Annotated in this window: 20 protein-coding genes; 12 read left to right on the top strand and 8 right to left on the bottom strand. The window is 40.0% G+C overall.

Translation table 11 applies throughout. The annotated features are described in order from the left end of the window. Positions 1 to 2,588 (top strand): Calx-beta domain-containing protein (locus tag VB713_RS24395; protein ID WP_323314088.1); only part of this gene is annotated, 2,588 nt, incomplete at its 5' end. Positions 2,589 to 3,566: 978 nt separating this feature from the next. Next, entirely contained in the window at positions 3,567 to 3,698 is a 132-nt protein-coding gene (locus tag VB713_RS24390) for a hypothetical protein (protein WP_323314087.1), read from the top strand. A gap of 448 nt (positions 3,699 to 4,146) precedes the next feature. Here the strand turns inward: VB713_RS24390 and VB713_RS24385 are convergent, their stop codons facing one another. Next, complete coding sequence (locus VB713_RS24385; RefSeq protein WP_323314086.1) at positions 4,147 to 4,632, bottom strand: SLATT domain-containing protein; 486 nt, start codon at positions 4,630 to 4,632, stop codon at positions 4,147 to 4,149. Between the two features lie 836 nt (positions 4,633 to 5,468). On the opposite strand from VB713_RS24385, the gene VB713_RS24380 reads away from it, so the two are divergent. Further along, positions 5,469 to 6,290 (top strand): Uma2 family endonuclease, encoded by an 822-nt coding sequence (locus VB713_RS24380; protein WP_015215668.1) that lies wholly within the window; start codon positions 5,469 to 5,471, stop codon positions 6,288 to 6,290. Positions 6,291 to 6,304: 14 nt separating this feature from the next. Here the strand turns inward: VB713_RS24380 and smc are convergent, their stop codons facing one another. Beyond that, a complete protein-coding gene (gene smc / locus VB713_RS24375) occupies positions 6,305 to 10,000 on the bottom strand; it encodes a chromosome segregation protein SMC (protein ID WP_323314085.1) in 3,696 nt (1,231 codons plus the stop codon). Positions 10,001 to 10,181: 181 nt separating this feature from the next. On the opposite strand from smc, the gene VB713_RS24370 reads away from it, so the two are divergent. The 3 genes from VB713_RS24370 to VB713_RS24360 all read left to right on the top strand — a co-directional run bounded on the left by VB713_RS24370 (position 10,182) and on the right by VB713_RS24360 (position 11,885). Then, positions 10,182 to 10,673, top strand: a complete 492-nt coding sequence (locus tag VB713_RS24370; protein WP_323314084.1) for a GNAT family N-acetyltransferase — start codon at positions 10,182 to 10,184, stop codon at positions 10,671 to 10,673. 12 nt (positions 10,674 to 10,685) lie between these two features. Further along, complete coding sequence (locus VB713_RS24365) at positions 10,686 to 11,348, top strand: ComF family protein (RefSeq protein WP_323314083.1); 663 nt, start codon at positions 10,686 to 10,688, stop codon at positions 11,346 to 11,348. Positions 11,349 to 11,426: 78 nt separating this feature from the next. After that, positions 11,427 to 11,885 carry a PPC domain-containing protein gene (locus VB713_RS24360; RefSeq protein ID WP_323314082.1) on the top strand — a complete coding sequence of 153 codons (459 nt, stop codon included), beginning with the start codon at positions 11,427 to 11,429 and terminating at the stop codon, positions 11,883 to 11,885. Positions 11,886 to 12,392: 507 nt separating this feature from the next. Here VB713_RS24360 and VB713_RS24355 read toward each other — a convergent pair. The 3 genes from VB713_RS24355 to cobS form a co-directional block, all read right to left on the bottom strand. Further along, positions 12,393 to 12,809, bottom strand: coding sequence for a type II toxin-antitoxin system VapC family toxin (locus VB713_RS24355; RefSeq protein WP_323314081.1), 417 nt, complete (start codon positions 12,807 to 12,809; stop codon positions 12,393 to 12,395). A 5-nt stretch (positions 12,810 to 12,814) separates the two neighbouring features. Beyond that, positions 12,815 to 13,360, bottom strand: a complete 546-nt coding sequence (locus VB713_RS24350; RefSeq protein WP_323314080.1) for a peptidoglycan-binding domain-containing protein — start codon at positions 13,358 to 13,360, stop codon at positions 12,815 to 12,817. A gap of 330 nt (positions 13,361 to 13,690) precedes the next feature. After that, entirely contained in the window at positions 13,691 to 14,467 is a 777-nt protein-coding gene (gene cobS, locus VB713_RS24345) for an adenosylcobinamide-GDP ribazoletransferase (RefSeq protein WP_323314079.1), read from the bottom strand. A 336-nt stretch (positions 14,468 to 14,803) separates the two neighbouring features. On the opposite strand from cobS, the gene VB713_RS24340 reads away from it, so the two are divergent. The 5 genes from VB713_RS24340 to psbM all read left to right on the top strand — a co-directional run bounded on the left by VB713_RS24340 (position 14,804) and on the right by psbM (position 17,623). Continuing rightward, positions 14,804 to 15,256 carry a hypothetical protein gene (locus VB713_RS24340; RefSeq protein ID WP_323314078.1) on the top strand — a complete coding sequence of 151 codons (453 nt, stop codon included), beginning with the start codon at positions 14,804 to 14,806 and terminating at the stop codon, positions 15,254 to 15,256. A 114-nt stretch (positions 15,257 to 15,370) separates the two neighbouring features. Then, on the top strand, positions 15,371 to 16,486 hold the full coding sequence (gene tgt, locus VB713_RS24335) for a tRNA guanosine(34) transglycosylase Tgt (RefSeq protein ID WP_323314077.1): 1,116 nt from the start codon (positions 15,371 to 15,373) through the stop codon (positions 16,484 to 16,486). Between the two features lie 294 nt (positions 16,487 to 16,780). Next, entirely contained in the window at positions 16,781 to 16,918 is a 138-nt protein-coding gene (locus tag VB713_RS24330; protein ID WP_010995059.1) for a photosystem II reaction center protein K, read from the top strand. A 186-nt stretch (positions 16,919 to 17,104) separates the two neighbouring features. Beyond that, positions 17,105 to 17,401, top strand: a complete 297-nt coding sequence (locus tag VB713_RS24325; RefSeq protein ID WP_015216294.1) for a 2Fe-2S iron-sulfur cluster-binding protein — start codon at positions 17,105 to 17,107, stop codon at positions 17,399 to 17,401. 117 nt (positions 17,402 to 17,518) lie between these two features. Next, positions 17,519 to 17,623 (top strand): photosystem II reaction center protein PsbM, encoded by a 105-nt coding sequence (psbM, locus tag VB713_RS24320; protein WP_323314076.1) that lies wholly within the window; start codon positions 17,519 to 17,521, stop codon positions 17,621 to 17,623. A 210-nt stretch (positions 17,624 to 17,833) separates the two neighbouring features. Here psbM and VB713_RS24315 read toward each other — a convergent pair whose 3' ends face one another. From VB713_RS24315 to VB713_RS24305, 3 genes are all read right to left on the bottom strand, one after another. Further along, a complete protein-coding gene (locus tag VB713_RS24315) occupies positions 17,834 to 18,685 on the bottom strand; it encodes a universal stress protein (protein ID WP_323314075.1) in 852 nt (283 codons plus the stop codon). 495 nt (positions 18,686 to 19,180) lie between these two features. Then, positions 19,181 to 23,734, bottom strand: coding sequence for a CHAT domain-containing protein (locus VB713_RS24310; RefSeq protein WP_323314074.1), 4,554 nt, complete (start codon positions 23,732 to 23,734; stop codon positions 19,181 to 19,183). A 141-nt stretch (positions 23,735 to 23,875) separates the two neighbouring features. Next, positions 23,876 to 24,019 (bottom strand): hypothetical protein, encoded by a 144-nt coding sequence (locus tag VB713_RS24305; RefSeq protein WP_323314073.1) that lies wholly within the window; start codon positions 24,017 to 24,019, stop codon positions 23,876 to 23,878. Positions 24,020 to 24,098: 79 nt separating this feature from the next. Here VB713_RS24305 and VB713_RS24300 point away from each other — a divergent pair, with 79 nt between their 5' ends. Then, positions 24,099 to 25,766, top strand: a complete 1,668-nt coding sequence (locus tag VB713_RS24300; RefSeq protein WP_323314072.1) for a ShlB/FhaC/HecB family hemolysin secretion/activation protein — start codon at positions 24,099 to 24,101, stop codon at positions 25,764 to 25,766. Positions 25,767 to 25,957: the final 191 nt, after the last annotated feature.

Below are 25,957 nucleotides of genomic sequence, written 5' to 3'. Positions count from 1 at the left end.
TACAAGGTAGTGGAGGAAATGACCGTTTATTTGGTGAACAGGGAGATGATAGATTCCTTGGCGGAACAGGTTCTGATACCTTCTATGGTGGCACAGGACTAGATACATTTGTCTTTGAATATTTCAATGGTTCTACTATTTCCCAAGACTTAGATGTAGTCACTGATTTTGTCCAAGGAGAAGATAAAATTGACCTCAGATCTGTTGGTATTGCTGACTATCAGACACTCTCGTATCTCATCAGTGATGATTCTCTAAGTAATGCCGTCATTGTAGCCCGCTATAACAACTCTTCTAGTTCCATTTATGGTTATGGATTGAGAATCAATAGCTTGAGTAGCAGTCAACTAGCAGCCAGTGACTTTATTTTCAGCACATCTGTGGTTAATGATACCATAACGGGTACTGGCAACAGTGATGATTTGTTCGGCGGTTTGGGCAACGATATTCTACAAGGTAGTGGAGGAAATGACCGTTTATTTGGTGAACAGGGAGATGATAGATTAGTCGGTGGTGTTGGTAATGACATCTTGTATGGAGGTGAAGGAAGTGATACAGCTGTTTATTCAGGTACTCTTTCCCAATATCAAATTACCAATAACGCAGGAGTATTCACAATTACCGATTCAGTAGCTAATCGTGATGGTATAGATACATTATATGGTGTCGAAAAAGTACAATTTTCTGATCAAATCATCACTATTGGTGATGTAGCTTTACCCAATATTACCCTAGCCGTATCTCCTGCCAGCGTCACGGAAGATGGAACAGTAAACCTAATTTACACCTTCACCCGCAGCGGAGGTACTACCAACCCCCTCACCATCAAGTACAGCATCGGTGGAACAGCAAGCAACAACGACTACACAGGTGCAACACGCGGAACAGGAAAAACCATCACCTTTGCAGCTGGTTCCAGTACCGCAACTCTAATAATAGACCCCACCGCAGATATCACTGTTGAAGCTAATGAAACCGTGGCTTTAACTCTAGCTACAGGTACAGGTTACACCATTGGTACAACTGCTGCGGTAAGCGGAACTATTACTAACGATGATGTAGCATTACCCAGCGTTACCCTAGCTGTATCTCCTGCCAGCGTTACGGAAGATGGAACCGGCAATCTAGTTTACACCTTCACCCGCACGGGAAGTACCACCAATGCCCTCACCGTTAACTATGGCATCACTGGTACAGCAGCTAGTACAGACTACACAGGTGCAACACCAGGAACAGGAAAAACCATCACCTTTGCAGCTGGTTCCAGCACAGCAACTCTAATAATAGACCCCACCGCAGATACCACAGTTGAAGCTAACGAAACCGTAGCTTTAACTTTAGCTTCAGGTACAGGTTACACCGTTGGTACAACTGCTGCGGTAAGCGGAACTATTACTAATGATGATGAAACATCATCTATAACTATTAACCTCAGTGCTGACCAAACTATAGTCGAAGGTCAAACCAACCCCCAAAACGTCACTTATACCGTTACTCTTTCCAACACCAGCACCCAAACTATTACGGTGAACTATGCAACTGTTAACGGTACAGCCATAGCAGGTTCAGACTATACCAGCAAAACAGGAACTTTGACCTTTAACCCAGGGGTAACAACTCAATCCATCATCATTCCCATTATCAATGATGCCATTAATGAACCGAATGAAACCTTTACTGTGACGCTGAGTTCTCCCACTAATGCCAGTTTGGGGACTAAAGCCAGCGCCATTACAACCATTACTGATACTCTGAATGCCTCCACTACCACTACTTTAGCCGCAGGTGTAGAAAACCTGACTTTAATAGGAACAACGGCTATTAATGGTAAAGGTAACGTCAACGATAACGTCCTCAGAGGTAATAGTGCTAATAACATTCTGACAGGTTTAAATGGTAACGATACTTATGCTTTTGTTGCCAATTCCGCTTTAGGGACAGATAGGGTTGTAGAAACAGCAACAGGTGGTATTGATACTCTTGACTTGACTGATACTACTGCTGCCATCAAAGTAAATCTTGGTACAACTACTACACAAACTGTCAATAGTAATCTTAAACTCGTTCTTTCTGCTAATAATGTCATCGAAAACGCCACAGGTGGTAACGGTAATGATCGTCTGACAGGTAATTCGTTAAATAACCTGCTTGTTGGTGGTGATGGAAATGACCAACTGCAAGGTTTAGCAGGAAACGATACTCTTTGGGGAGGTAATGGTGATGATGTTCTCACAGGAGGAGTTGGTGTTGATGAATATCGTTTCCAAGGAAATGGAGTTTTTAACACTAATTTAGGTGTTGATTTGATTACCGATTTTGCTGTTGGACAAGATAAGATTGCTTTGAGTAAAGCTACATTCACTGCCATTACTAATGCGGTGGGACAGGCGTTAACCAATTTTGCAGTGGTTGCAAATGATGGGTTGGTAGATCCTAGTACTGCCCGCATTGTTTATAGTCAAGAAACTGGCAGTATTTTCTATAATCAAAATGGTAATGTTTTGAATGCGGCGGCAGTGTTTGAGTTTGCTTATTTAGGTAATCCTGATATCACTCTCAGTATCAGTGATTTTATTTTGGTTGCTTAGTTTGCTGCTATCGGATTCTTATTAGACATAGGAGTGAAAATGATTGTAGAGACGTTCCGGTGGAACGTCTGCTATGAGTAGGTGGGCAGAATAAAACCCTTTTTCCCCTTGCACCCTACCTCCTGGCTTATCCCAACGACAATTTTTAACGCCAACCTACTCACAAGCTGGCTATAGAAATTATCAAAAATCTTCAGGAAGATTCCATAATTGTTGCGATAGATTAATGAATTTCAAGTTTAGTAAATATACTCCACAGATAAAAAAACTCATGATAGATTAAGAGCAGGGTACAGAAAGATTAAAAGTTTAAACCAACCCGGCTGACTTAGAGCCTGTGCCTTCTGCTCTAATGTCCTCGCAATCTCTTTTAGGTTGTTGCTTCCTGTGAATGTGTTTTCGCCTTAATCTCATCAAGTTGTTATTGGAGGTCTTTGAACGCACAACCAGAAATGCCTGCCTAGTTGGAATAAAGGATGCACAATTCTGATTAGTAGATTGCGAATAGTATGCACCTTAGTTGATGTAGTTAATTCGGATTTTCCCATTTTATTGAATTATCTTCCTACAAAGAAACCGCTGTAAGTTGCTGACTTCTATCTGTCGTGACTTTCAGTGGTTTCTGTTTTGAGTGGGTAAGAGTAATCCAACCCACATTCCGCAGGTGTTTTTTGAATTTTTGGAATTATCCATAACCCAATGAGAATAAGGCTTTCAGACGATTACACGCAATTCTATATTAGGGCGATGCCTTCGGCGCGGCGTAGCCATCGCAGCTCTACCTAAAGTTAGAATCAAGCTTATTGAGAATAATGTCAATAAATTAGTTGGTTTGAGATTAAATTCATTGAATACCGACCTAGATAGCAAAAAGCATGAAGTGGTTATTATGATTGGGTTTTAGCTGTTTTATGAAATTCTTTTTTTGACAAAATAACCTGCTGGGGAAAATATTTTGAGTATATTTACTCATGCTGAATGTGGGATAAATCCAACCTACCGGTGATCGCACCTTATAAATCCAACCTAAGAGCGATCGCACTTTATAAATCCAACCTAAGAGCGATCGCACTTTATCAATCTAACCTACAATCGATCGCACTTTATTAATCCAACCTAAGAGCGATCGCACCTTATCAATCCAACCTACAAGCGATCGCACTTTGATCAATCTAACCTACGAGCGATCGCACTTTATCAATTTAACCTAAGAGCGATCGCACTTTATCAATTTAACCTAAGAGCGATCTCACTTGATCAATCTAACCTACAAGCGATCGCAATTCATCAATCTAATATACGAGCGATCGCATTGATATGATTTTGACTTTCTCTTGAGAAGTTACTCCGAAAAAATCGCTTTTGTTCAATTAAAAATAAGGTGCGTTAATGAAATGTAACGCACCCTACAAGATCGGCGATCGCACTACGGAGCGCTTCGCTATCGCACTTTGGCAACTCACTAGTGGCTTTCGTCCGTTCCCTGCCATGAAGTTTTAGCTGGCAACACATCATAAGACCTCTCAAACCTCCTTTGGATTACTCAATTCTTGAGTCGTTACTTGATAGTAGATTCTACGCTGAAACGAACGTCTTGCTTACCTTTTTTATACGCCCAAGAGGGAACAACAGGCGAAGATTCCATAACTTTGTTGTACTCACCATTCAAAATAGCCAACTCATCTAATAGGTTTTGCTCCAGGATGTTTTCAGATTTAAGGGCAAGTATCAAATACTTATCAGCAACAGCTTGATACCTCTGAGCAGCAGAATGATAGGAACTGTACTTTGCAGTGGGATTCAAGAAGGTAACAAGGGCTGTTAAAACAGCAACAGTGATTGAGAGTAGAGCTGTCAGAGTTTTAGGGACACCAAGATCAGAAAGTGCTGAAACCCCGGCTAATGTTGCTAATGCTGTGTTTGGAAGACCTATATAAAGGTGTGTAGACGACCAAAGATTTGCCAACAGTAAATTAGCTCTTGTAAGTGCTTGACAGTTCCGAGTGCGTCTCCTTAGCTCTAAAACTGCTTCTTCGTTAACCATACGGCTCTCTAAATCCTAATCTCAATAATCGTCCCAAAAACGACCTCGAAGCAAAGCCTTACAGTAACTTCAAGGTGATAATAGCACTGAATTTTGACAGATGGTCTGGCTGGACTGTCTCAACCTAGATTGGAAGCCAGCTAACTAGTTATTAGACGGAAAGTTTCCGTCTAAATATACCCAGATATTACACTGGTTATGTTGAGCTTAACTGAGGTAATGAAATAATCACGAGCCGCCACACGGTACCATAACATTATAGATAATAGCAATAAAAACTCTGGATATTGTCGATATCCAGAGTTTGAGCTTATTTCTCGCTTATATCCAGAATTTTTCTGTAAAATGCCAAAGTTGAGACATTAAACGAAAATCTTATGCGTATTATTTTATGGAACAACACTCAAAGAAGTTAATTCAATGGTAGATAAATCGTTATGCTAATAATTTGATCGCTATAAACTACTCTTAACTAGTTCAATGATCGGATGATTGTAATTTAATACCTAAAACTTGAGTATAAGCACCTCTAGCTTGAGTTACGCCAATTGTGCATTGTGCTGACTCTATCATCGGACGACGCAAACTCACTACTATAAACTGTGCCTGTTATCTCATGATTTTAGTGCAAGATGTGAGCTTTGGTCACGTCTATGTTAAGCTAGGTGCTTATAATAAGTTTAAATGCACAAATTGTGGACATTTTATTCTTAGAGATAGAAGCGGCACACTACATCTGAGCATATCCACATATATTCAAGTTTCACGTATCTGAAGATAATTCTTAAATTACAATATCTTCAATCAGCGACGCTAAGGCAAGGAGCTAATCAATCATGTATCAAATAGATCCACCATTATCTCCTCAAGAAGTATTGCCAACTATGTATGATTTACCTAGTGAAAATCAGGAGGAACCAGGATTGCCAGATGAATTTCACCTATTACAACCAGAATTACTACGCAGTACATTTCGTCCGCCCAACTATACTGAAGATAATGTATTTACAGGTAGTGATTTAAACTTATATTATGATTCCCGCCATACCCAATGGTATAAACGCCCAGATTGGTTTGCAGTATTGGGGGTATCTCGATTTTATCAAGAAACAGAACTCCGATTAAGTTACGTTACTTGGCAGGAGGGAGTAAATCCTTTTGTCGCTATAGAATTGGTATCACCAGGTACAGAAGCGGAAGATTTAGGGAGAAGTTTAAGGGAAGTTAATCAACCTCCTAATAAATGGTCTGTTTATGAACAAATCCTGAGAATCCCTTATTATTTTGTTTATAACCGTTATAGAGATGAGTTTAATTGTTTCGGGTTGGTAATGAGTCGTTATCAACCTTTGCCCATCAATGGACTAGGAGTATGGTTAGAAGAAGCAGAATTGGGTTTAGGATTATGGCATGGAGAATATCAAGGATTAACCAGATTGTGGCTACGTTGGTATGATCGAGATAATAACTGGTTGCCTACACCAGTAGAACAAGAAAAACAACTTGCAGAACAAGAAAAACACCGCGCAGAACAGGAAAAACACCGCGCAGAACAGGAAAAACACCGCGCAGAACAGGAAAAACACCGGGCAGATTTAGCCGAAGCAGAATTAGCTAAATTAAGACAGTTACTAGCAGAAAAAGGGGTTAATTTATAGCATTTTTAGCCATATCATCTGTCACTTAACTTAATCCCCAAAACTTGAGTATATGCGCCTCTAGCTTGAGTTACACCGATTGTGCGTTGCGCTGATTCTATCATCGGACGGCGCAAACTCACAACAATGAATTGGGCTTGTTCTGCTTGTTGTTTAATCATTTTGGCTAATCGTTCGACGTTTGCACCATCTAAAAACATATCTACTTCGTCAAAGGCGTAAAATGGAGATGGACGATAGCGTTGTAGGGAAAAGATAAAACTTAATGCTGTTAAAGATTTCTCTCCTCCAGACATAGAAGCCAATCTTTGTACAGGTTTACCTTTGGGGTGTGCGACTAGGTTTAAACCACTGTTAAAGGGATCTTCTGTATTATCAAGTTGTAGGTAGCCGTCACCGTCGGAAAGGGTGGCAAAAATAGTTTGGAAGTTTTCGTTTACTGCGTCGAAAGCTTCTTTGAAGGCAATTTGGCGTAAGGTGGTAAAGTTTTCAATTCGTAAAAGTAATTCTGTGCGTTCTGCTTCTAATGTTTGCAGTTTATCTGTGAGTTCTTGGAGACGGCTTTGGACTTTTTCATGGTCTTCTAACGCTAACATATTTACAGGTTCCATTGCCTGTAAGCGTTTGGATAGACTCCGCAATTCTTTTTGCAGTTCTTCTAAATCGACTTGATTAGGAACTTCTGGGAGGGGACTTGGTAAGTCTGCACCTAATTCTCGCAATTGGGTTTGCAGTGCTGTTAATTCTTCCCGGCGTTTTTCCTGGGTTTCTTGGAGTTTCTCTAGTTCCCATTGTAGTTGTTGTTGCCGCAATAGGAGCGATCGCACTTCGGTTTCTGTTGTATCCCGTTTCTTTTTCTCTTCTCCTAAATTTTCTTCCATTTTTTTCAAACTAACTTGAGTTTCAGCTATGAGAGTGCTGAGTGCTGAGTGCTGAGTGCTGAGGGAAGTGAGTTGATTTTGCTGGGTTTCTTGTTCTTGTTGATATTGCAAAACCCGCGTTTCTGCTTCTTGGGTTTTTTCTTGTAATCGCTGTTGTTGATTTTCGAGATTTTTTAATTGTTGTTGTGCGTCCCTTAAAGCAGTTTCTTTTTGTTGTAATTGTTGCTCTTGAGTTTTAATGATTACTTGGATTTGTTGCCATTCACTAGGTGTTTGGGACGATTCCAACTCAGATAAAGTATGTCTCAATTCTTGCAGTTGTGATTCTTGTCCCGGTAATTCCCGATCTAAAACTTGTAAACGAGATTGTGCAGTGGTAAATTTTTCGGTATTTTGGGCAAGTTGAGCGCGTGTAGTTTCTAATTGCGCTGTTAAGCCCTTCACATCTTTTTGCAACTGTTCCAACTTTAACTGTTGTTCTCTTCTTCCCTGACGGGTTTCCGTGAGTTCTAGGGTGAGAGTTTTAGTCCGACTGGCTAAATTAGCGATCGCTTCTCCACAACGTTCTAAAACACGCTCAATATCAACTAACCGAGTTCTTAAATTTACGACTTCTTCAGATTCCGCTGCTTCTCCAGTTCCAAAGCGCAAAGCTGAACGCTGGGTATTACTTCCCCCAGTCATTGCCCCGCTAGTTTCTAATAATTCCCCTTGTAAAGTGACAATGCGATATAAGCCTAATTGCTTTCGTGCTTGCGGGAGACTGGCAAAAACTACCGTATTCCCAAAAACATAGTTAAACACATCTCGATAACGGCGATCGCACTCCACCAAATCAGCCGCATAACTGACAAAGCCATCAGCATAACGCAGAGTTGCATCTTGAATGGCTTTCGATGTTTTAATTTTATTCAAAGGTAAAAAAGTTGCTCTACCGGCGCGTTTTTGTTTGAGGAGTTCAATTCCCGCCGAGGCAATGCTGTCATCTTCTACCACAATATGTCCCAAACGTCCACCAGCACAAATTTCCAACGCCAAGCGATAACGAGGATCTACCGTTCCCAACTGCACAACTAAACCACATAAACCAGGCATTCCTGACTGTAAAATTACCTTACTTGCCTGTGTTCCTTGTACCTCTTGTTGTGCTTGGGTTTGTGCTTCTAATTTATCTAATTGACGTTGTTTTTCCCGCTGTTCTTGCAAAAGACGCTTTTGGGTTTCTTGTTGAATTTGTAACTCTTGTTCAGTCGCAGCCAGATTTTCAGCTAAATTTTGGATAGGTTCACTAGAACGATTAAACTCCGTTTCCATTCCCGCACATTCAGCTTGTTTTTGAGTTAATTCCGGTTCTAAAGTGGCAATTAGCTGAGATTCTTCCTCAATAAGTAACTGTAACTGAGTATTGCGTTCTTGTAATTGTGCTTGTTCAGTGCGTTGGGGTTCAAGAGTTTGCAACAGAGTATCAATTTGCCGATTCAACGCCGTTTGTTGCTGTACCCAAGCTTCCGAAGCACTCGCAATTTCCGCAGCCGCTTGACGAGAAGCATCTAAAGCTTGTTGTGCGTCATTTCGTTCCGTTTCTAAAGTAGTTACCTGAACCGTTTCCACATTTTGTTGTTGTACGGCTTGAGAGAGAGACAACTGATATTCTTGAATTTCTTGCTGAGTTTGAGTTAAACGCCTAGCAGATTCTTGTAAAGCCGTTTCTAAATCTCGTTGTTGACGCTGGAGTTGTTTACGTTCAGCCTCTTGAGTAGCGAGTTGAGACTGTACAGCTAAAAGTTCATCTTCTCCCAAAGCTTTAACACGGATATTCAGTTCATCAAGTTCAGCAGTTTTTTGAGAAATTTCCGAGTTAGTCGTTGTTAATTGGCTAGTAAAATCAGTAAAATTGCGATCGCCTGTTTGAATGTGCGCCGTTAACTTTTCCTGCTGTGCTTGCAGAGAACGCCAAGATAGAACCGCCTCCCAAGACTGCTTTTGGACAAACTCTATTTTTAGCTTTTGATATTTTTCTGCCTTCGCTTTGTCTTGAGCCAAGCGATCGCGTTGTACAGTTAATTCAGTCTCAATAATCCGACAACTATCTTCCTTTTCCTTCACCTCATCCAAAGTTGACTTAGCCTGGATAATCTTTCTGTCATACGCAGCCACCCCAGCCAACTCATCAATAATTTCCCGACGTTCCCGTGCATTCATCGAGATAATGCTAGTCACATCACCCTGCAACACCACATTATACCCCTCAGGATAAACACGCAGATCCTGCAATTGCTGATGCAAATCCGTCAGAGTACAACCAACACCATTTATATAATAATTTGACGTATAAGTACCTTGAGGAGTCACCCGCAACCGTCGAGTAACACTCCATTCTCTTGGGGACTGGGGATTGGGGGCTGGGGACTGGGAACTATTCTCCTCTTCTCTTACTTCCCCAACCTCTCCAACTTCCTCATCTCCCTTGCCCCCTGCACCCTGCCCCTCAGCCTCTTCACTCTGTGCCTCTGCGCCTAACGCACTTTCGTGCTTCGCTGCGCTGGTGCGTGAGACATCATCCCCCAAATCAAAAGTCACCGTCACACTAGCTTCTAACGCCGAACGCCCCTTATGCTTTTGAGCATTATTTACCAAATCCGGTAAACGTTCCGCCCGCATACCCTTAGAACTAGCAAGTCCCAAACAAAACAGCAAAGCATCGAGAATATTTGATTTACCCGAACCATTAGGGCCAGATATGACAGTACACCCCGGCAGCAAAGGGACAGAAGTAGTACCGCCGAAGGATTTAAAATTAGTAAGTTCAACGCGCTTAATATGCACCATAGAGGCGCTGGCTAACCTTTAACTGGACTACTTGCAACTGGACTAAAAGAACAAGTGTATCAATTATTTGCAGATTCGCAACTCTTAAGAAGAGATAATTTTGATTTATAGTACCTCATAGGTGTAAATCATGCTTTACCAAAGTCAATTTTGTAACTATATACTCACTGTGAAATAATTAATGAAACAATATTACCAAGATTTTTTAATTCGTAATTGGCAGGAAAGTGATCGCACAGTAGCAGCAGAAGTCATTAATTCAGTATTATCAGAATACGGTTTAGGCTGGGAACCTAACGGTGCTGATAGAGACGTATTGCAAATAGAGGAATGTTATTTAGCTACAGGGGGGGAATTTTGGGTAATTGAACATCAACATCAGATAGTAGGTACGGCTGCATATTACCCTATTCATCGCGGTGAAAAGGCTGTAGAAATTAGAAAAATGTATCTTTTACCCAGTGCGCGGGGTTTGGGTTTAGGGAAATATTTGTTACAAGAACTAGAAAAAACCATATTATCCCGTGGATTTGAGCAAATTTGGATAGAAACCGCCAGCGTTTTAAAAGAGGCAGTCAAGCTGTATGAAAGCAATGGTTACATCCCTACCACAGGAGTAGACACACAAAGATGCGATCGCATTTACGTCAAATACCTCTTTACCAATGACTAATGACAAACGACTATGTTCAAAAGCTTACTGAATATTTTTTTGCAAGCTCATTGCCCTTTGTGTCAACGCAGCACAAAAAGCGAACTATGTCAATATTGTACCAAGCAACTACAAAGCTGTCATCTCCAAAATCCTGATTATTTATGGCAACAATCATTACCAGTATTTAGCTTAGGTAGTTATGGAGGTGCTTTAAAAAGAGCGATCGCAGCCATGAAATACGACAATCAACCCCAAATTGCCAGACTTTTAGGTAATTACTTGGGGGAAGCATGGTTATTACATACCCCATCAGCAAATCAAAAACCTGTAATTGTACCCATACCACTCCACCCCAAAAGACTCAAAGAAAGAGGTTACAACCAAGCTGCACTCATAGCCCAAGGTTTCTGTCAAACAACAGGATTAAAGTTACAATTAAATGGGTTAGAAAGAATCAAAGATACTAAAGCACAGTTTAGCGTCTCTGGTTCTGAACGAGAAAAAAACCTCGCAGATGCCTTTTTTGTAGGATCAGATTTTCGTCGTCACCCAAATGCACCAGTGCTACTAGTAGATGATATTTATACCACAGGTGCTACTGCCAAATCTGCTGTGTCTACACTCAATCAAAGTAACATATCTGTCCTTGGTTTAGCTGCTGTTGCCACTACCATCAAAGATAGATCAACCTAGAGTTCATAGGCAAATTGTGTCTGAGAAATTTATAATTAGCGAAATCACACTGTATTTTTGGCAACAGTATTTTAATTTATGAGTATAGTTTTTGCAGCGGCCTTACAAAAAATTATTATCCTTCCTGTTTCCATACTAGCCATAGGCATCAGCATCAATACAGCTTTTGCTCAAAAAAGTAATTTGTATAGTCCCATTCCTTTGAACAGTAATATCGAATTGACAGATACTCTCTCAATCAATGATATTCCTACAGGTCAAGGTGGATTTGCTCGTGATTACACAGTCCAATTAAATAAAGGTGATAATCTAGCAATTGATTTATCATCAGAAAATTTTGACTGCATTATTACACTATTAGCACCTGATGGTTCAACAGTATCAGAAAATGATGATGGACCAGATGGTAGTAGCAATTCTCTCTTATTTGCTCGTATCAACGAAACAGGAACCTACATCGTTCGTGTCCGGTCTTTTGGGGAAACTGGAGTCGGTACATTTAAACTCAAGGTGACAAAGTTACACCCAGTAAAATAAAAAAGGCTTCTAAATTCCCTCATTCCTTAGTAGTAAAGGGGATTAGCTTTGTTTTAGATAAAATGACATCTGACTACGTTTTGTGTAGTAGTTAACCAACTCAATCATAAACTCAAATAACATTCTATAATGATAGTTAGTTGCATAAGCTTTTGATACTTTCCTTTCTGTTTGAAAAGAATACTAGGTAATTTACACCCTAATTTCTTAACAGCAGAATTGTAAAGGCTTTGACTGATTAATTTATTTGGGTAACACCGATGTCTAAGGAAAAAAAAGGTAATAAAGAAGCTAAGAAGCCTAAAAAAGATCCCAAGGACAAAAAGGAGAAAAAAGATCCCAATAGATATGACGGTTTAACTAAATAACTATAGCAAAAACTAACTCTTGCATTGTCTAAACAAGCAGGAGTTTTTGTTTGCTTTATATAGTGAGGAGCGCTAAATTAAGATAGAGGAAAGCTGTAAAATTAAGCCAAAATACGAGTATAAACCATTGCGAGAAATTTTATTCGCGTAGTAAAGCACGAAAACCCATTTGTTGAAAATGTTTATCTGTGGTTAAAACATCGGTGATACCGCATCTTTGCATCACAATACAAGAAAGGCAATCTACTAAACCCCACTCTTTATCAGGACGAGACTGAAATAATCTAAAAGCAAGGATAAAGAGTTCATTTGTGAAAGGGATAATTTCAACAGTTGGATCAGCGATAAGTGACTCTATCAGTATTCCTGCTTTTTCACGATACTTCTGTTTAGATAAGGCATTACCGATTTCTAGTAATACTGCTTGCGTAGTTACAATATAAGTATTATCAATTTCAATTTGCCTTGCTAATTTTTGGGCTTGATGATGGAATTCATCTCCTGAAGAAGATAGAGCAATAGCAAAGGAAGTATCAAGAAAAACTATCTTTATCATCCCAACTAAATTTCAGCATTGGTAATATTTTTTGTCTCTGTTCCGTAAAGATAGTAATCTATATTAACAGACCAATCGGCAGGACCATCTAATTGAAGTGAGCTTGCGGTTTGAAGAAATGACGGACGTTGGTTTGCAGACCTCAATTTCTCCATCATTTCTTCATTGACAATTCCATTAACTTCTAAGCCGTTATCTCTTTGAAATGCTATTACTGCATATTTCGTTTCTTCATCAAATACACCACTAGGAAGAGTTGGCAAATAGTAACCTTTCCTGGCTAAATCCATTTGAATGTGGGTAATCCAAGCATCTCCAATTGAGTAAGCTGTTAAAGCTTCGTATTCTTCATTAGATAAAATTCTTCCACCACAACTCTGAATTTCTTCTTGAATTTCCTGGGAATCAGTCTCGACTGAAACAAGATATTCTCCAGTTTTAGGCTTTCTCGCTGTTACGGTAAGTCTTGATATACCTTGCTTCCCCCAAAGCTCTTGATGCAAGCTATTAGCATCATCTTTCTTTTTAAATCCTATGTGTAATTTCCCCATCAGTCTAATCCTCTGTTATCTACATTTTTCTAATTATATCCTCTGCAAGCCTATCAACTAACTGTTGCATTTGCTCATCATTAATCTGCTCACTATCAAGGGAACCCAAAACTTCACCAACAATTCGTCTTACCATTTTTATAAGTACCTATAGTTCCTATCAATTAAATTAATTATAGCGTTTCCTAATCTAATGAAGTACAAATTTATCTGCGTCTATCTGCGTTCATCTGCGGTTAATTCTTTCTTTTTGTACCTCACTTAAATGGGAATTGCTATAACTGTTTCCCTTATTCATAAATCATACCCTAGAAACAATACAATTAAATTTCATGAGAAACTAGTAATTACACACAAAAATAAGGCTTCAGTCCACTCAACAACTGCACCATAAGTATCTCCTGTATGTCCACCTAATTTATAGTTAAACCAAGCTGCGGTGAAAATAGAAATCACAGTTCCAGAAATCATTATTCCCATAGAGAAAAACAAATTATGGGGATTCATTAACCAAATTAAACCACTCAAACCCAGCAGCAAAAACCAGCTTGGTAATAAATCTTTGTAAGAACGAATCGCTTGTTTATGAAATGCACCTTTACCTGTAGGTTTTAAATAAGGATAAAAAGCGATCGCAACTTGTTGTCCCCACCGTCCCCACCCACAAGCCGCAATCAACGCTAAATAGCGGTTTTCTGTCAAATCACTCAACGCCGTGGTTTTCAATAGCAAGATAGCGATCGCAGCCATAGCTCCAAATGCACCTGTAGCACTATCGACCATTACCTGCAAACGTCTTTCGGGATCAGTAACCGCTAAACCATCAGCAGTATCCATTGCTCCATCTAAATGTAAGCCTCCCGTAATCCCAACCCAAACTATTACTACCAAGGCACTACGAGTTAATACTGGGATGCCTAAATAATTAACTACTGTATCCAATAAACCTAAAATTGTGCCAATCATCAACCCAACAACAGGAGCAAAACAGGCTACACGCTCAAATTCTAAGTTTTTGATATAGGGTAAAGGAATAGCGGTATAAAATATGATGGTTGCAACAAACTGTAACAGTTGTTGTTGCCACCACTGCAATATTGTAGTCATTTTACTTAAAAGTATAATTACGATCATCTGTCGTTAATACATGATAATTACACTAACAGTAGTACTGGATATTCAAGCTTTATTAGTAATTAGAGACTGATGCCAAAAAGTTTGTTATGCTAACGTCATTAGTAATCAAAAGTTCAAGTAATAGTTAATATAAGCGTATTAATGACGAAAAAAACTGCAAATTTATCAGGGATGGTCTGTTTTTCGATTCTGTAATGGACGATCGCCCTACAAAGTTGATATTTTGGAAATGTAGGGAGTCAAAAAGCTAGGCAATTGACTTTTTAGCTGTGTTGTCACTCACCTTCCCTCAATAGCTATTTCTCTATGAGTCACCATCTACCCGACACTAGGATACCAGCCCCGTGCATTGTTAATACTGGCATTATTGTCAATAAACTCGATATCCGCCGATTACTCAGTGATTTAGGTCGAGTCCACTACATCTACACCCAAGAAGACAAAATAATCAGCGAAGGTGAAGGTGATGTGATGGAAGTATTTACAAGTCCGCAAAGGTCTACAATAGTTGCCAACAAAGCACTATATCTGAACATTTATAGTTTTGACTATCTGGAACTTAAACAATCGCCGCAACAAGAAACCTACTTTGATTTGATCCAAGAGGATATTTGTTTGCGCTTGATTCCCCTGTCCATACCTTTGCAGGAACGATGCGATCGCAATTTCAACGTCATTGCCATAGAAGCAATGATGGAACAAGTACTATCAGCCAGATGGGATGCAGAAATTGACGATGACTGTTCCGACTGCTTCTAGCTTTAAGATAATATACCCAATTAGGTAGTAGTATAATGCAGGGTTTCACCCCTAAATACTGGGTACTGGGGATTTAGGAAAAACTTTAACCCCAAGACCAATGACTAATTACCAATGACCAATTTTTCCTTTGAATGTCTAGCTAATTGCAGCCACACAAAAGCCAGAGCCGGAGTATTCTCCACTCCTCATGGTATTGTCGAAACGCCCAGATTTATGCCTGTGGGTACGCTGGCAAATGTGAAAACCATTACCCCTGCTCAACTTAAAGACACTGGGGCGCAGATGGTTTTATCTAATACTTATCATTTACATCTCCAACCGGGAGAAGCAATTGTTGCTGGAGGTGGTGGACTGCATAAGTTCATGGGCTGGAATGGGCCAATGCTCACCGATTCTGGTGGGTTTCAAGTTTTTAGTTTGAGTGAAATGCGAAAGATTACAGAAGAAGGTGTAACTTTTCGCTCGCCCCATGACGGTCAGATTATTAAATTAACGCCAGAACGCTCCATTGAAATTCAGAATATTTTAGGGGCGGATGTAATTATGGCTTTTGATGAATGTCCCCCCTATCCAGCCACTCGTGAAGAGGTAGAAGCCGCCACAGACCGCACTTACCGCTGGCTAGAACGCTGTATAGCTGCCCATCAACGCAGTGATCAAGCCTTGTTCCCCATTGTGCAGGGAGGGGTGTATTTGGACTTACGCGCCCGTGCCGCCAATGCTTTGGCAGAGTTGGATATGCCAGGATATGCCATTGGTGGGGTGAGTGTGGGGGAACCAACGGAGTTAATGGCGGAAATTGTCAAAACTACAGCGCCATTGTTACCAGTCAATAAGCCGCGTTATTTGATGGGTGTGGGAACCTATCGAGAAATGGCAATTGCGATCGCATCGGGAATAGATTTATTTGATTGCGTGATTCCCACCAGATGGGCGCGACATGGAACAGCGATTGTAGCGGGGGAACGTTGGAATTTGAAAAATGCCAAGTTCCGGGAAGATTATACGCCTTTAGATGAAACTTGCCCTTGTTATGCCTGTGAAAACTTCAGTCGTGCATATATATCTCATTTAGTGCGATCGCAGGAAATATTAGCTTATACATTGTTGAGTATTCACAACATCACCGAACTAATTCGCTTCACCCAAAAGATTCGTGAGTCAATTTTGAGCGATCGCTTCCTCACCGATTTTGGACACTGGCTTACAGAAGAAGGGGATAGGTGACTGGGGACTGGGGACTGGGTTCAGGAGAAAGATAAATATTCTTCCCCAATTACCAATTACCAAACCATGTTAAGATGCTTCTCAATTATCAACAAAAAATTGTGGAGTAATCCAACTAGGGTAGGGCATACCCAAAGTTAACGCTTGTGGAGAGAAAAACTTCTAAACTAGATAACGTAAGTAGTCTAGTTTAAGTTGACTCGTTGAACCAAGAATCCTCCTACCTTTAGGTCGGGGAATGTCACAAAAATAGATTGAAACGGATTATTTGGATTGAAACGGATATAAACAAACATGGAAGCCGCACTGTTATTAGCAAAATTGCCTGAAGCTTACCAAATCTTCGACCCCTTGGTAGATGTTCTCCCAATCATTCCTGTTTTCTTCCTGTTGCTTGCTTTTGTTTGGCAAGCTGCTGTAGGTTTCAGGTAAATCAATGTATTGTTAATTCCGTGGACAGGAAACACACACCTGTCCTAATTTTTTACTTAATTATCTTATTAAAAATTGATATTTATTAATATTTTGCAATAGATAACCATAATTAAGTGGGATAATTGATCAAGCTTGGTCAACACAAAGCCAATAGCCACATTTACACTCAGCAAGGAATTAGTTATGGGAAATATTAAATTTGTTAAAGAAAATAAAGAAATAGTGACCGCAGATGGTGCAAATCTCCGGCTCAAAGCAATGGAAAATAACATTGATATATATACTTTAATTGGCAAAATGACCAATTGCGGTGGTGCAGGTCAATGTGGTACTTGCATAGTCCAGGTAGTAGAAGGACTAGAAAACCTCTCACCACGCACTGATTTTGAAAACCGGAAATTTAAAAAAAAGCCTGATAACTATCGTCTAGCGTGTCAAACCCTAGTCAATGGCCCTGTTAGTGTCGTTACAAAACCTTAACTTTTGCTTATTTGCTCGTGATTAGTATTGGCAAGAGCAGAAAATTTGGAAAAACTCAGTCATAGATGATGCTATTCTAAAGTTGTTGACTGGAAATCAAAGAGAGGCTATCTTGCCATGCAAGTTAATGACCTGGGGTTCGTAGCAAGCATTCTGTTCGTGCTAGTGCCTTCCGTTTTTTTAATTATGCTTTACATTCAAACTGCCAGCCGAGAAGGTTAATTAGTTGAAAAGATAGTTAATACTTTGGCTATAAAATAAAAAACCCTTACACTCATTCAGTGCAGGGGTTTTTATTTATCAACTGCGCTAAAACCAAGATTGAGGATTGGTATAGCTCAAGTCACTAATACGAGGAAAGTGTTAATTGTTCCCAGCTTTGAAGCAACTGTATTTATACTCGGCACTCAGCACTCATTACTCAGCACTCATTTAAGCAGCAGTTCTTGCTAACAGCACTGGACAAGTTGCATTAACTCGAACATAGTCAGACAGAGAAGCGCCAATCAATCGGTCTAGATCCACAAAACTCTTAGCAATAGATGGACGACGATCTGGAGAACCTAGTACTAATAAGTCTACATTCAGTTCTTCCGCTAAACGGCAAATTTCTTCCCCAGGTTTGCCACTACTGGTAACACAACGAACAGCTACACCTTGTCTCTCTGCTTCTGCAACTGCAAGCCCTAAAACTGAATTTTTTTCTGGCTTAATATCAGTAATTCCCGATAATTTGCCACCCAAATCTGTATTGATATTAGCCAAAACTAACTGGCCACCTGTTACACCACGCAGCATGAACAGAGCTAAATTCAAACAACTTGTTGCTGCTTCAGAGTTATCTATAGCCACCATAGCCCGCTTGATTCTTTTGACATAAATGTCATCTTTAACCAGCAGCATGGGACGAGAAGACAATTGGAAAACATACTGACTAACAGAATTCCCTAAAATTGATTGTAGTCGCTTGAGTCCCCGTGAACCCATGACAATCAAGTCAGCATCCATTTCTTCAGCTACTTGACAAACTACATCTTTAGGCTCTCCTTGCCGCAAAATCGAAGAAACTTGGCTAGGATCTAAGTCCAGAGACTGAATTGCATTAGCCAGAATCTTGCCACCTTCTTCCCATTTCTCTGTCATTACAGCCGCAGTGCTTTGTGGGGATACAACGTGCAGAACTGTAACTTTTGCAGATTGGATTGAGGGCATTTCTTTCAATGTCTTCATCATTTCTTCTGCGTGTCCCAGTCCAGAGACAGCCAGCAAAATTTTTTCTATCATCTTCCGTAATTGTTCTTAAGGGTTCTTTGGGTTTCGCTGCTAGTACTGAGCATCAGAACAGATGTTCTCCACTTTGCTCAACAACCTAGTCAGTAAATAGGCACAAATCAACTTCAGTTCTTAGTTATTCAGTTATTAGTTAGTAATACTAACCAATGAGTAGAAAACTAATAAATTTTTAAGTTTCTTTGCGCTTAATTACTTAAAATTGCAACTAGGCTTTCGATAGATTAAGCATACTCTCAATTTACCCTAACAAACTTTACGAAATATGATGTTAGCTATTATTTTTAATCTATAGCAATCCTAATTGAGTTGAGAACTTATCGGCCTTTCTACTTAAGTCATGGGAAGGGAACAGGAAACAGAAGTGTTCATGAATCAATACTCAATCCTAAATCCTCAATACTCAGCACTCAATACTCAGTACTCGTTACTCAGTACTCAGCACTCAGCACTCAATACTCAGCACTCGTTACTCAATACTGGTCTGACTTACCAAGGATTGCCAACCATTGTGAATGCTGCCCAATAATAAGGATGGGAGAGGGATTCATTCGGTTGCTGAAAACTTTCAGCGGGTAAAGATAAGCTGCCAACTTGTTCTAAACCTTGTAACTGCCCATTTTTTAAATAAATTTTCCCTTGTGCCATAGCCACCTGAGCCGCTTGGAGGGCTTCTGCACGAATGGGAGATGTTTTCAAGCTCTCGTAAAATTTTGTCATCAGTGCGGCTGTTCCAGCATCGTTAACAGCCCAAAGACTGGCTACACTAGTTTTGACACCTGCCAATACGGCTAAACCTGCAAACCCAATTTCTGCTTCTTTATTCCCCAAAGCACTTCTACAAGCACTCAGTACCAGCATTTCCACTGGGGGGTTATTAAAACCTAATTGCCTGATTTCGTTCAAACGCAATTTATTTTCCCACAGTTGAATGTAGGAATTATCCACAGCACCACTAAGAAAATCAGCATGGGTGGCCATGTGAATAATGCCAAAAGGTTGATAGCGACGGAGAGATTTCAGATTATCTAATGTGGCTTGTTGGTTCAACAACAATTTACCAGACCAGAGTTTATTCACTAATGTTGATAACTCTATAGGTACTGCTGGTAAAGGTTCTTGTCCTTGGGTACTCAGAGAAACACCCATTGCTAAGACTTGGGATTGTTTGATGTCTGTATAGAGAGTATTAGTCAAGCTGAGACTAGGCATTAAACCAATACTATATTTTTCGACCAAAAATTCTTGCCCATCATGAAGAGCAGCCATTGGGGTTGAGCGTAAGCCGACATCTGGTAAGAAAACCAGGTTTTTGATGCCTTGTGTTTGTAAGTCTGCCTGTATTGGGGCAATTATCCAACGATAAAGTTGTTGAGCAGGTTGCAAGTAAGTTTTGCGGGTGCGGAACTGTGGACTAGCGATTTGATCACGAAATTCCTTAGAAATTTTGAGAACTTCCGCTCTTGTTGCATTGGGAATGCGCTTGCGGATGGGATTACCTATGCCTGTGACTACTATTACTTCTAGTTGATCGCTATCTTGATCAGTTATTATCTTTGACTGTTTATTAGAGGGTTTATCGGCAGACGAATCTGGTGAAATTTCTACGGGGACAAAACTGAGATATATAAATGCAGGTTTCACACCTGTTGCTTTCTCAATGTTGCGAGCAATTTCACTAGTTTCTTCTATGGTTTTAGTTTTAGGAGTAGGTATACCTAATTGACTAGTATAACTGTCTGTAAATTTATCTTCAGGGGTGGGATCAGGGTTGAGAATCTGTGTATTAGGAGGGATTGTTGGATCTTCCTCTCCTGGTGGTTTTTCACACTGGAAATTACAAGGTGAGGGAGTTTCTGGAGGGGTTTCTGGAGGAGTGATGTTAATTACTACTGTTACGGGTGTTGAGAATGAAACGCGATCGCTTGATTTAACTGTAAACGCATTAATAGAACCTGTTGTATCAGTTGGTGGTGTGTAGATTAGCGTATCACCGGAAGATATGATATCTCCGGCAACTAAAACCGTATTACCTATTTTCAGAGTCCCAGTCAGAATAGAATCAATCTCTATAGTTGTGTTATCAGCATTGACATCACCCGTAACCGCATTAAATGTAAAACTTACTGGCTGATTTGCTTCAACATTAAATGATATTGGTGAGTCTGTTGTGAGCGTGGGAGGTGTGTTAACTGAAGTGATTGTAATGCCGGTGGGAGTCCCAGTTGCATCACCACCAGTAGGTAAAACAGGAAAGCTGCCAGTGAGGATGTTTGAATCACCCGCATTCAGGGACCCTACTATGCCATTAACAGCAGCAGATCCGACAGTAAATGCTTCGTTGTCTGGTCCACCATCATGTTGAATTTTAATCGTCCCACCTAGACCGGGAATTTGTGCGATCGCAAAATTGTTGTCTATCGGCGTGACTAAAAGTGAAGCAGTAGCGATCGTATCACTGGTAGCAATAGAGAATGTATCTAAATTTATAGTTCCTGTTCCCTGAACCAGTCCCTTGGTAATTATATCTACATTACCACTTTGAAAAGTATTCTCCAGGGTATCTGTAATCGTCTGGGTGTTAATACTACTAAAACTAACTGTACTGCCAGCATCATTAGTAGTATTGAGGCTGACATCGCCAGCAAGAAGAGATGCGATCCCATCTACAAATATGGCAGTAGCTGAAGTATTAATCGCACCATTTATATTAATATTATTACTAGCAGTTAGGCTAACTGTACCACCTGTACCAACAAAGTTACCACCACTAAATTTTTCTACAAACGCACTAATTTTATCTGTATTAATGCTGCCTTCATTAGTGGTTATATTTACATTTCCCGCAGTACTTATGCTATCGCCATTAACAGCAGAAGTATCAATTTCACCAGTATTAATATCACCATTAGTACTAGTGACTTGAATATTACCTGCGTTATAACCGTTACCACTGGCAACAATGTCACCTGCAATAATATTCCCCACAGCAGATAAAGTGACATTACCACTACTTCCGAAACTTCCTGAGTTTAGCCTTGTGTCAAAATTTCCCAGATTTAGGCTTGCACCTGAAATACTAATATCTCCCCCAATAGTTCTGATTGTATTGGTGAGATTAGCAAAGTTGACCGCACCATTATTAGAAGTCAGCCTGAAACTGCCGCTGTTACCTAAGTTTAATGTAGCTACACCAGCAGCGGTAGTTACTCCAGGTGTATTACCTGTAATGGCATTAATGGTGATATCCCCTGTTGCCTGTAAGTCAATATTTGCACCCGCACCTAAATTTGCTAAAGCACCCCAAGAAATAGTGTTAGCTCCATTATCTGCATCGCCAGAGTTAATAGTTCCAGTAAATGTGGTATCAAATGTGCCTGAATTTAAGGGAGCATCAATAATGGTTAAAGTGGTGGGATCTAATAATAAAGTTCCTTTTGTGCCATTAAGGGCTGTGGTGTCTACTTGTCCATTGAAGGTTAAATAATTTTTACCTGATACTTCTACAAAACCACCATTGCCAGAATTTGCTCCACCACGAGCAGTAATATTACCGAAGAATTTTGTACTATTATCAGCCCAAAGGATGACTCTGCCCCCGTTACCATTTAGATTGCTATCGGCTGAGATAACTGAATTTGCATCAACGTAAGTTTGCGTAGCATTGGGTATTGTTCCCTTACCTTGGTAATCTCCCCCAACTAGTACCTTACCACCGCCGTTATTACCAGAGGCGTTGATGTTGGCATTTATTAAAGCGATTTGATTACCAAGAATATTTACATTACCGCCAGTTTCACCAGCTACATCAATATTACCGGAAGCGATCGCAGTACCTGGGGTTGAGGGAAGCTTAACATCAGAACCTGCAACTTGGACAGTACCATCAGAGTTGGCGGTTAAGCCTGTGTTACCAACTGTGAGCAATTCCGGCAGAGATGCAATTGATAAAGACGGGCTATTCGGTTGGTTTTGTCCAGAAAATGGCTGAATTTCCAAACTTAACAAATTTCCAGGTTGACTCAAACGCACCCAATTTTGTCCAGGTACGGATGTGATGGAAATCTGTCCTCCTGGTGCTGTGAGTTGTCCAGTATTGGTGACTGTACCGCCCAATAAGTTTAAACTTTGTCCTGTTCCGACTGCTAAGTTACCAGCATTAATAATTGAGCCTTGCTGACTCATAGTGAAAGCAAAGCCATTGGGGTTTCCAACTAAGGTAGAGTAATCATTTGTACCAAAAGCGTTAAACCAGTTATTCCCAAAACCTATCCCATTCGCGGTTGTAGCTGTAAAAGCACCAGGCACATTTAAACTAGAGTTATTCCCAAAGACAAAGCCGGCGGGATTCATCAGGTAGAGGTTAGCATTACCACCTATTACTTGTATTAAGCCGTTGATAATAGAAGCATTACCACCTGTAATTCTACCCAGAATATTTTGCAGGTTGGGGTTAGCGAGGAAGTTGGCGATTTGTCCCTGTGATAAGCCAAATTCTTGAAAGCTATGGAAGAGGTTTGCACCCGCAGTTGTGCCACCATTGATATTGATTGTATTGCCATTGGGGGTGACAATTGTTCCTGTATCTGCGTTAGGGACTATCTGGGCGTTGGCTAATCCCCCAGTCATGGCTCCCACTAAAGGGATGATGTAAGGGGTTAAACGCCAACATACTGATTTAATTGCTTTAGTGGCGCTGTTGACAAAATCTTGCCAAGGTTTTTTGCGTCTGAGTATAAATTGATTTGTGGATAATTCTACATCAATTTGATATTTGTCACTCAGTCCCCGACGTTTGATGGCTTGGGATATCGCTCTTTGTCGAGCCTTAGCTAGTCCTAGATGAGGTGCAGCGACTACTCGCACTCGACTATCTTTTTGAGCATACTCACGAGCAATTTCCACTGATTGATCCGTAGAACCATCATCCCACACCAATAATTCTAAATTTTGCCATGTTTGATTGAGAATACTAGCAATCGCACTCCCAAGGTAATATTCTCGGTTGTAATTGATGATGACAATGGATATCAGTGGTAACATCGAAGGACTCCGAAGTTTTTGCTCTAATCAGAATATAATGCTAGAAATATCACTTAGGTAGAATAGTAAGTTAAATATTGTTACTTACAAATTTTCTTAAGCGTTAAATGTCTTAAGAATAACAAATATCTGATATTTAATTCAGTGAATAGTCAACAGTGTACCGTAAAAATAGCGATCGCTGAATAACTGTTCAATAAAGTAACTAAAAGCACCCCCACAAAGTGAAATGAGAAAAGAAACAAAAACTGGTTTCAAAAACGCAGCTAACAAGCGGCCAGGCATTGTATATTTTTTTCATCAGTTAGTCGTTATACGGAGTAATCAAAGCTTCCTGTTTCAGTGTGTTTTACTAGTGCTGAATATGATCTCGATTGTAGCTATGAATGGGATGAAGGCTACAGCTAGTGATGGTGAAGTTTTTAACCCTGATTCCCATTTGCATCTTGATTATTCCAAATCTTTAATAGTACAAACACCAGATGCTCTCCCTCCTGAATCAGCACCACCGGAAGATATTAAGGGTATTTATATACGTCAAATTAAGGTTATAGGTAGCACAGTTTTCAGTGAAAATGAATTGAAGGCGGTTGTACAGCCGTTTACAAACAAAGAATTAAATCAAGAAGATATTAGAAAAGCAGCAGATGCTGTTACCCAAATTTATTTAAATAACAACTATCTTAATTCCAGAGCTATTCCAGTTACCCAACAACCCAATACAACAGATGGTATTGCAGTAATTCAGGTAATTGAAGGAAGTTTGGCAGATATTGAAATTACAGGAACAAAGCGTTTAAATCCGGCTTATATTCGGAATCGAATTAAACTGGGTGCTAGTGTTCCTTTGAATTCTATTAAATTAGAAGAACAATTAAGATTACTGCGGCTTGATCCACTATTTGATAATGTGGAAGCTAGTCTACGTCCATCAGGAAAAGTTGGTCAAAGTCTGCTTTTAGTCAGAGTTCAAGAGGCTAAATCTTTTGAGTTTGGTTTGAGTGCAGATAACTATTCACCTCCTAGTATTGGTTCAGAACGATTTGGTATTCAACTACGAGAGCGAAATTTAACTGGTAGAGGAGATGAATTAGCTGGTTCTTATTATCGCTCAGTTACAGGTGGGGTTGATAGCTTTGATTTTAGTTATCAAATTCCTGTTAATGCTATGAATGGGAAAGTGCAATTGAGAGTTGCACCCAGCAGTAGTGAAATTACAGAACCACCATTTAAAGATTTAGGGATTAGAGCAGAACAAGATGTATATGAAATTAATTATCGTCAACCTTTAGTCAGAACTCCTAGAGAAGAATTTGCTTTGTCTTTAGGATTTAGTTATCAAGATGGTCAAACTTTTATTTTTGATCAACTTCCCACACCTTTTGGTATCGGCCCTGATAAAAATGGGGTAAGTCGTACCAGTGTAATTAAATTTGCCCAAGATTATACAAGAAGAGATCAGCAAGGTGCTTGGTCAGTGCGATCGCATTTTAATTTTGGCACAGGCTTATTTGATGCTACCACAAACAATTCTCCCACGCCTGATGGTCGCTTTTTCAGTTGGTTAGGTCAACTCGAAAGGGTGCAGCAACTCAGCGAAAATCACTTATTAATTGTCCAAGCAGAATTGCAACTGACACCCGATAGTCTCTTACCTTCTCAACAATTTGTGATTGGTGGTGGTCAATCTGTACGCGGATATCGGCAAAATGCTCGTTCTGGAGATAATGGATTTCGGGTAGCAATAGAAGACAGAATGACTGTTCAACGTAATGCTTCGGGATTACCTGTAATTCAGCTTATCCCTTTTACTAATTTGGGAGCAGTTTGGAATAAATCTGATAACCCCAATAATCTACCCAATCAAACATTTTTAGCTAGTGCTGGTTTAGGATTATTGTGGAATCAAGCTTTGGGAATTGATCATTTGATCATGCGACTTGACTATGGCATACCCTTCATTAATTTAGATGATCGGGGTAATAATGCTCAAGATGATGGTTTCTATTTTAGCATCCGTTATCAACCTTAGACGGTAATGGGAAAGATAGGGAATTGAAACTCTCAGGGTTAAAGCCGCTGAGATTCTTTAATCAAAGACATGAATAAGTATGGAACCATTTTCCATAGACGCGAAGGCCGCTTCTCAAACTATATGAAGAAAAATTTCTTAACGGGTGACAAGGGGGTTGAAGATGAGATGTGGCAATAATTTGAGAAAAT

Source organism: Anabaena cylindrica UHCC 0172 (assembly GCF_034931625.1).
Classification (GTDB): domain Bacteria; phylum Cyanobacteriota; class Cyanobacteriia; order Cyanobacteriales; family Nostocaceae; genus Anabaena; species Anabaena cylindrica_A.
This window is presented reverse-complemented; position numbering and strand designations above follow the sequence as displayed.

What these genes read in the sequence shown, in the direction of transcription:
- VB713_RS24310 (WP_323314074.1), bottom strand. Translation starts at nt 23,734, where the DNA reads ATGTTACCACTGATATCCATTGTCATCATCAATTACAACCGAGAATAT.
- VB713_RS24300 (WP_323314072.1), top strand. Translation starts at nt 24,099, where the DNA reads ATGATCTCGATTGTAGCTATGAATGGGATGAAGGCTACAGCTAGTGAT.
- VB713_RS24385 (WP_323314086.1), bottom strand. Translation starts at nt 4,632, where the DNA reads ATGGTTAACGAAGAAGCAGTTTTAGAGCTAAGGAGACGCACTCGGAAC.
- tgt (WP_323314077.1), top strand. Translation starts at nt 15,371, where the DNA reads ATGACCAATTTTTCCTTTGAATGTCTAGCTAATTGCAGCCACACAAAA.
- VB713_RS24330 (WP_010995059.1), top strand. Translation starts at nt 16,781, where the DNA reads ATGGAAGCCGCACTGTTATTAGCAAAATTGCCTGAAGCTTACCAAATC.
- VB713_RS24370 (WP_323314084.1), top strand. Translation starts at nt 10,182, where the DNA reads ATGAAACAATATTACCAAGATTTTTTAATTCGTAATTGGCAGGAAAGT.
- psbM (WP_323314076.1), top strand. Translation starts at nt 17,519, where the DNA reads ATGCAAGTTAATGACCTGGGGTTCGTAGCAAGCATTCTGTTCGTGCTA.
- VB713_RS24325 (WP_015216294.1), top strand. Translation starts at nt 17,105, where the DNA reads ATGGGAAATATTAAATTTGTTAAAGAAAATAAAGAAATAGTGACCGCA.
- VB713_RS24340 (WP_323314078.1), top strand. Translation starts at nt 14,804, where the DNA reads ATGAGTCACCATCTACCCGACACTAGGATACCAGCCCCGTGCATTGTT.
- cobS (WP_323314079.1), bottom strand. Translation starts at nt 14,467, where the DNA reads ATGACTACAATATTGCAGTGGTGGCAACAACAACTGTTACAGTTTGTT.
- VB713_RS24390 (WP_323314087.1), top strand. Translation starts at nt 3,567, where the DNA reads ATGTGGGATAAATCCAACCTACCGGTGATCGCACCTTATAAATCCAAC.
- VB713_RS24365 (WP_323314083.1), top strand. Translation starts at nt 10,686, where the DNA reads ATGTTCAAAAGCTTACTGAATATTTTTTTGCAAGCTCATTGCCCTTTG.
- VB713_RS24350 (WP_323314080.1), bottom strand. Translation starts at nt 13,360, where the DNA reads ATGGGGAAATTACACATAGGATTTAAAAAGAAAGATGATGCTAATAGC.
- VB713_RS24380 (WP_015215668.1), top strand. Translation starts at nt 5,469, where the DNA reads ATGTATCAAATAGATCCACCATTATCTCCTCAAGAAGTATTGCCAACT.
- VB713_RS24305 (WP_323314073.1), bottom strand. Translation starts at nt 24,019, where the DNA reads ATGCCTGGCCGCTTGTTAGCTGCGTTTTTGAAACCAGTTTTTGTTTCT.
- VB713_RS24315 (WP_323314075.1), bottom strand. Translation starts at nt 18,685, where the DNA reads ATGATAGAAAAAATTTTGCTGGCTGTCTCTGGACTGGGACACGCAGAA.
- VB713_RS24360 (WP_323314082.1), top strand. Translation starts at nt 11,427, where the DNA reads ATGAGTATAGTTTTTGCAGCGGCCTTACAAAAAATTATTATCCTTCCT.
- VB713_RS24355 (WP_323314081.1), bottom strand. Translation starts at nt 12,809, where the DNA reads ATGATAAAGATAGTTTTTCTTGATACTTCCTTTGCTATTGCTCTATCT.
- smc (WP_323314085.1), bottom strand. Translation starts at nt 10,000, where the DNA reads ATGGTGCATATTAAGCGCGTTGAACTTACTAATTTTAAATCCTTCGGC.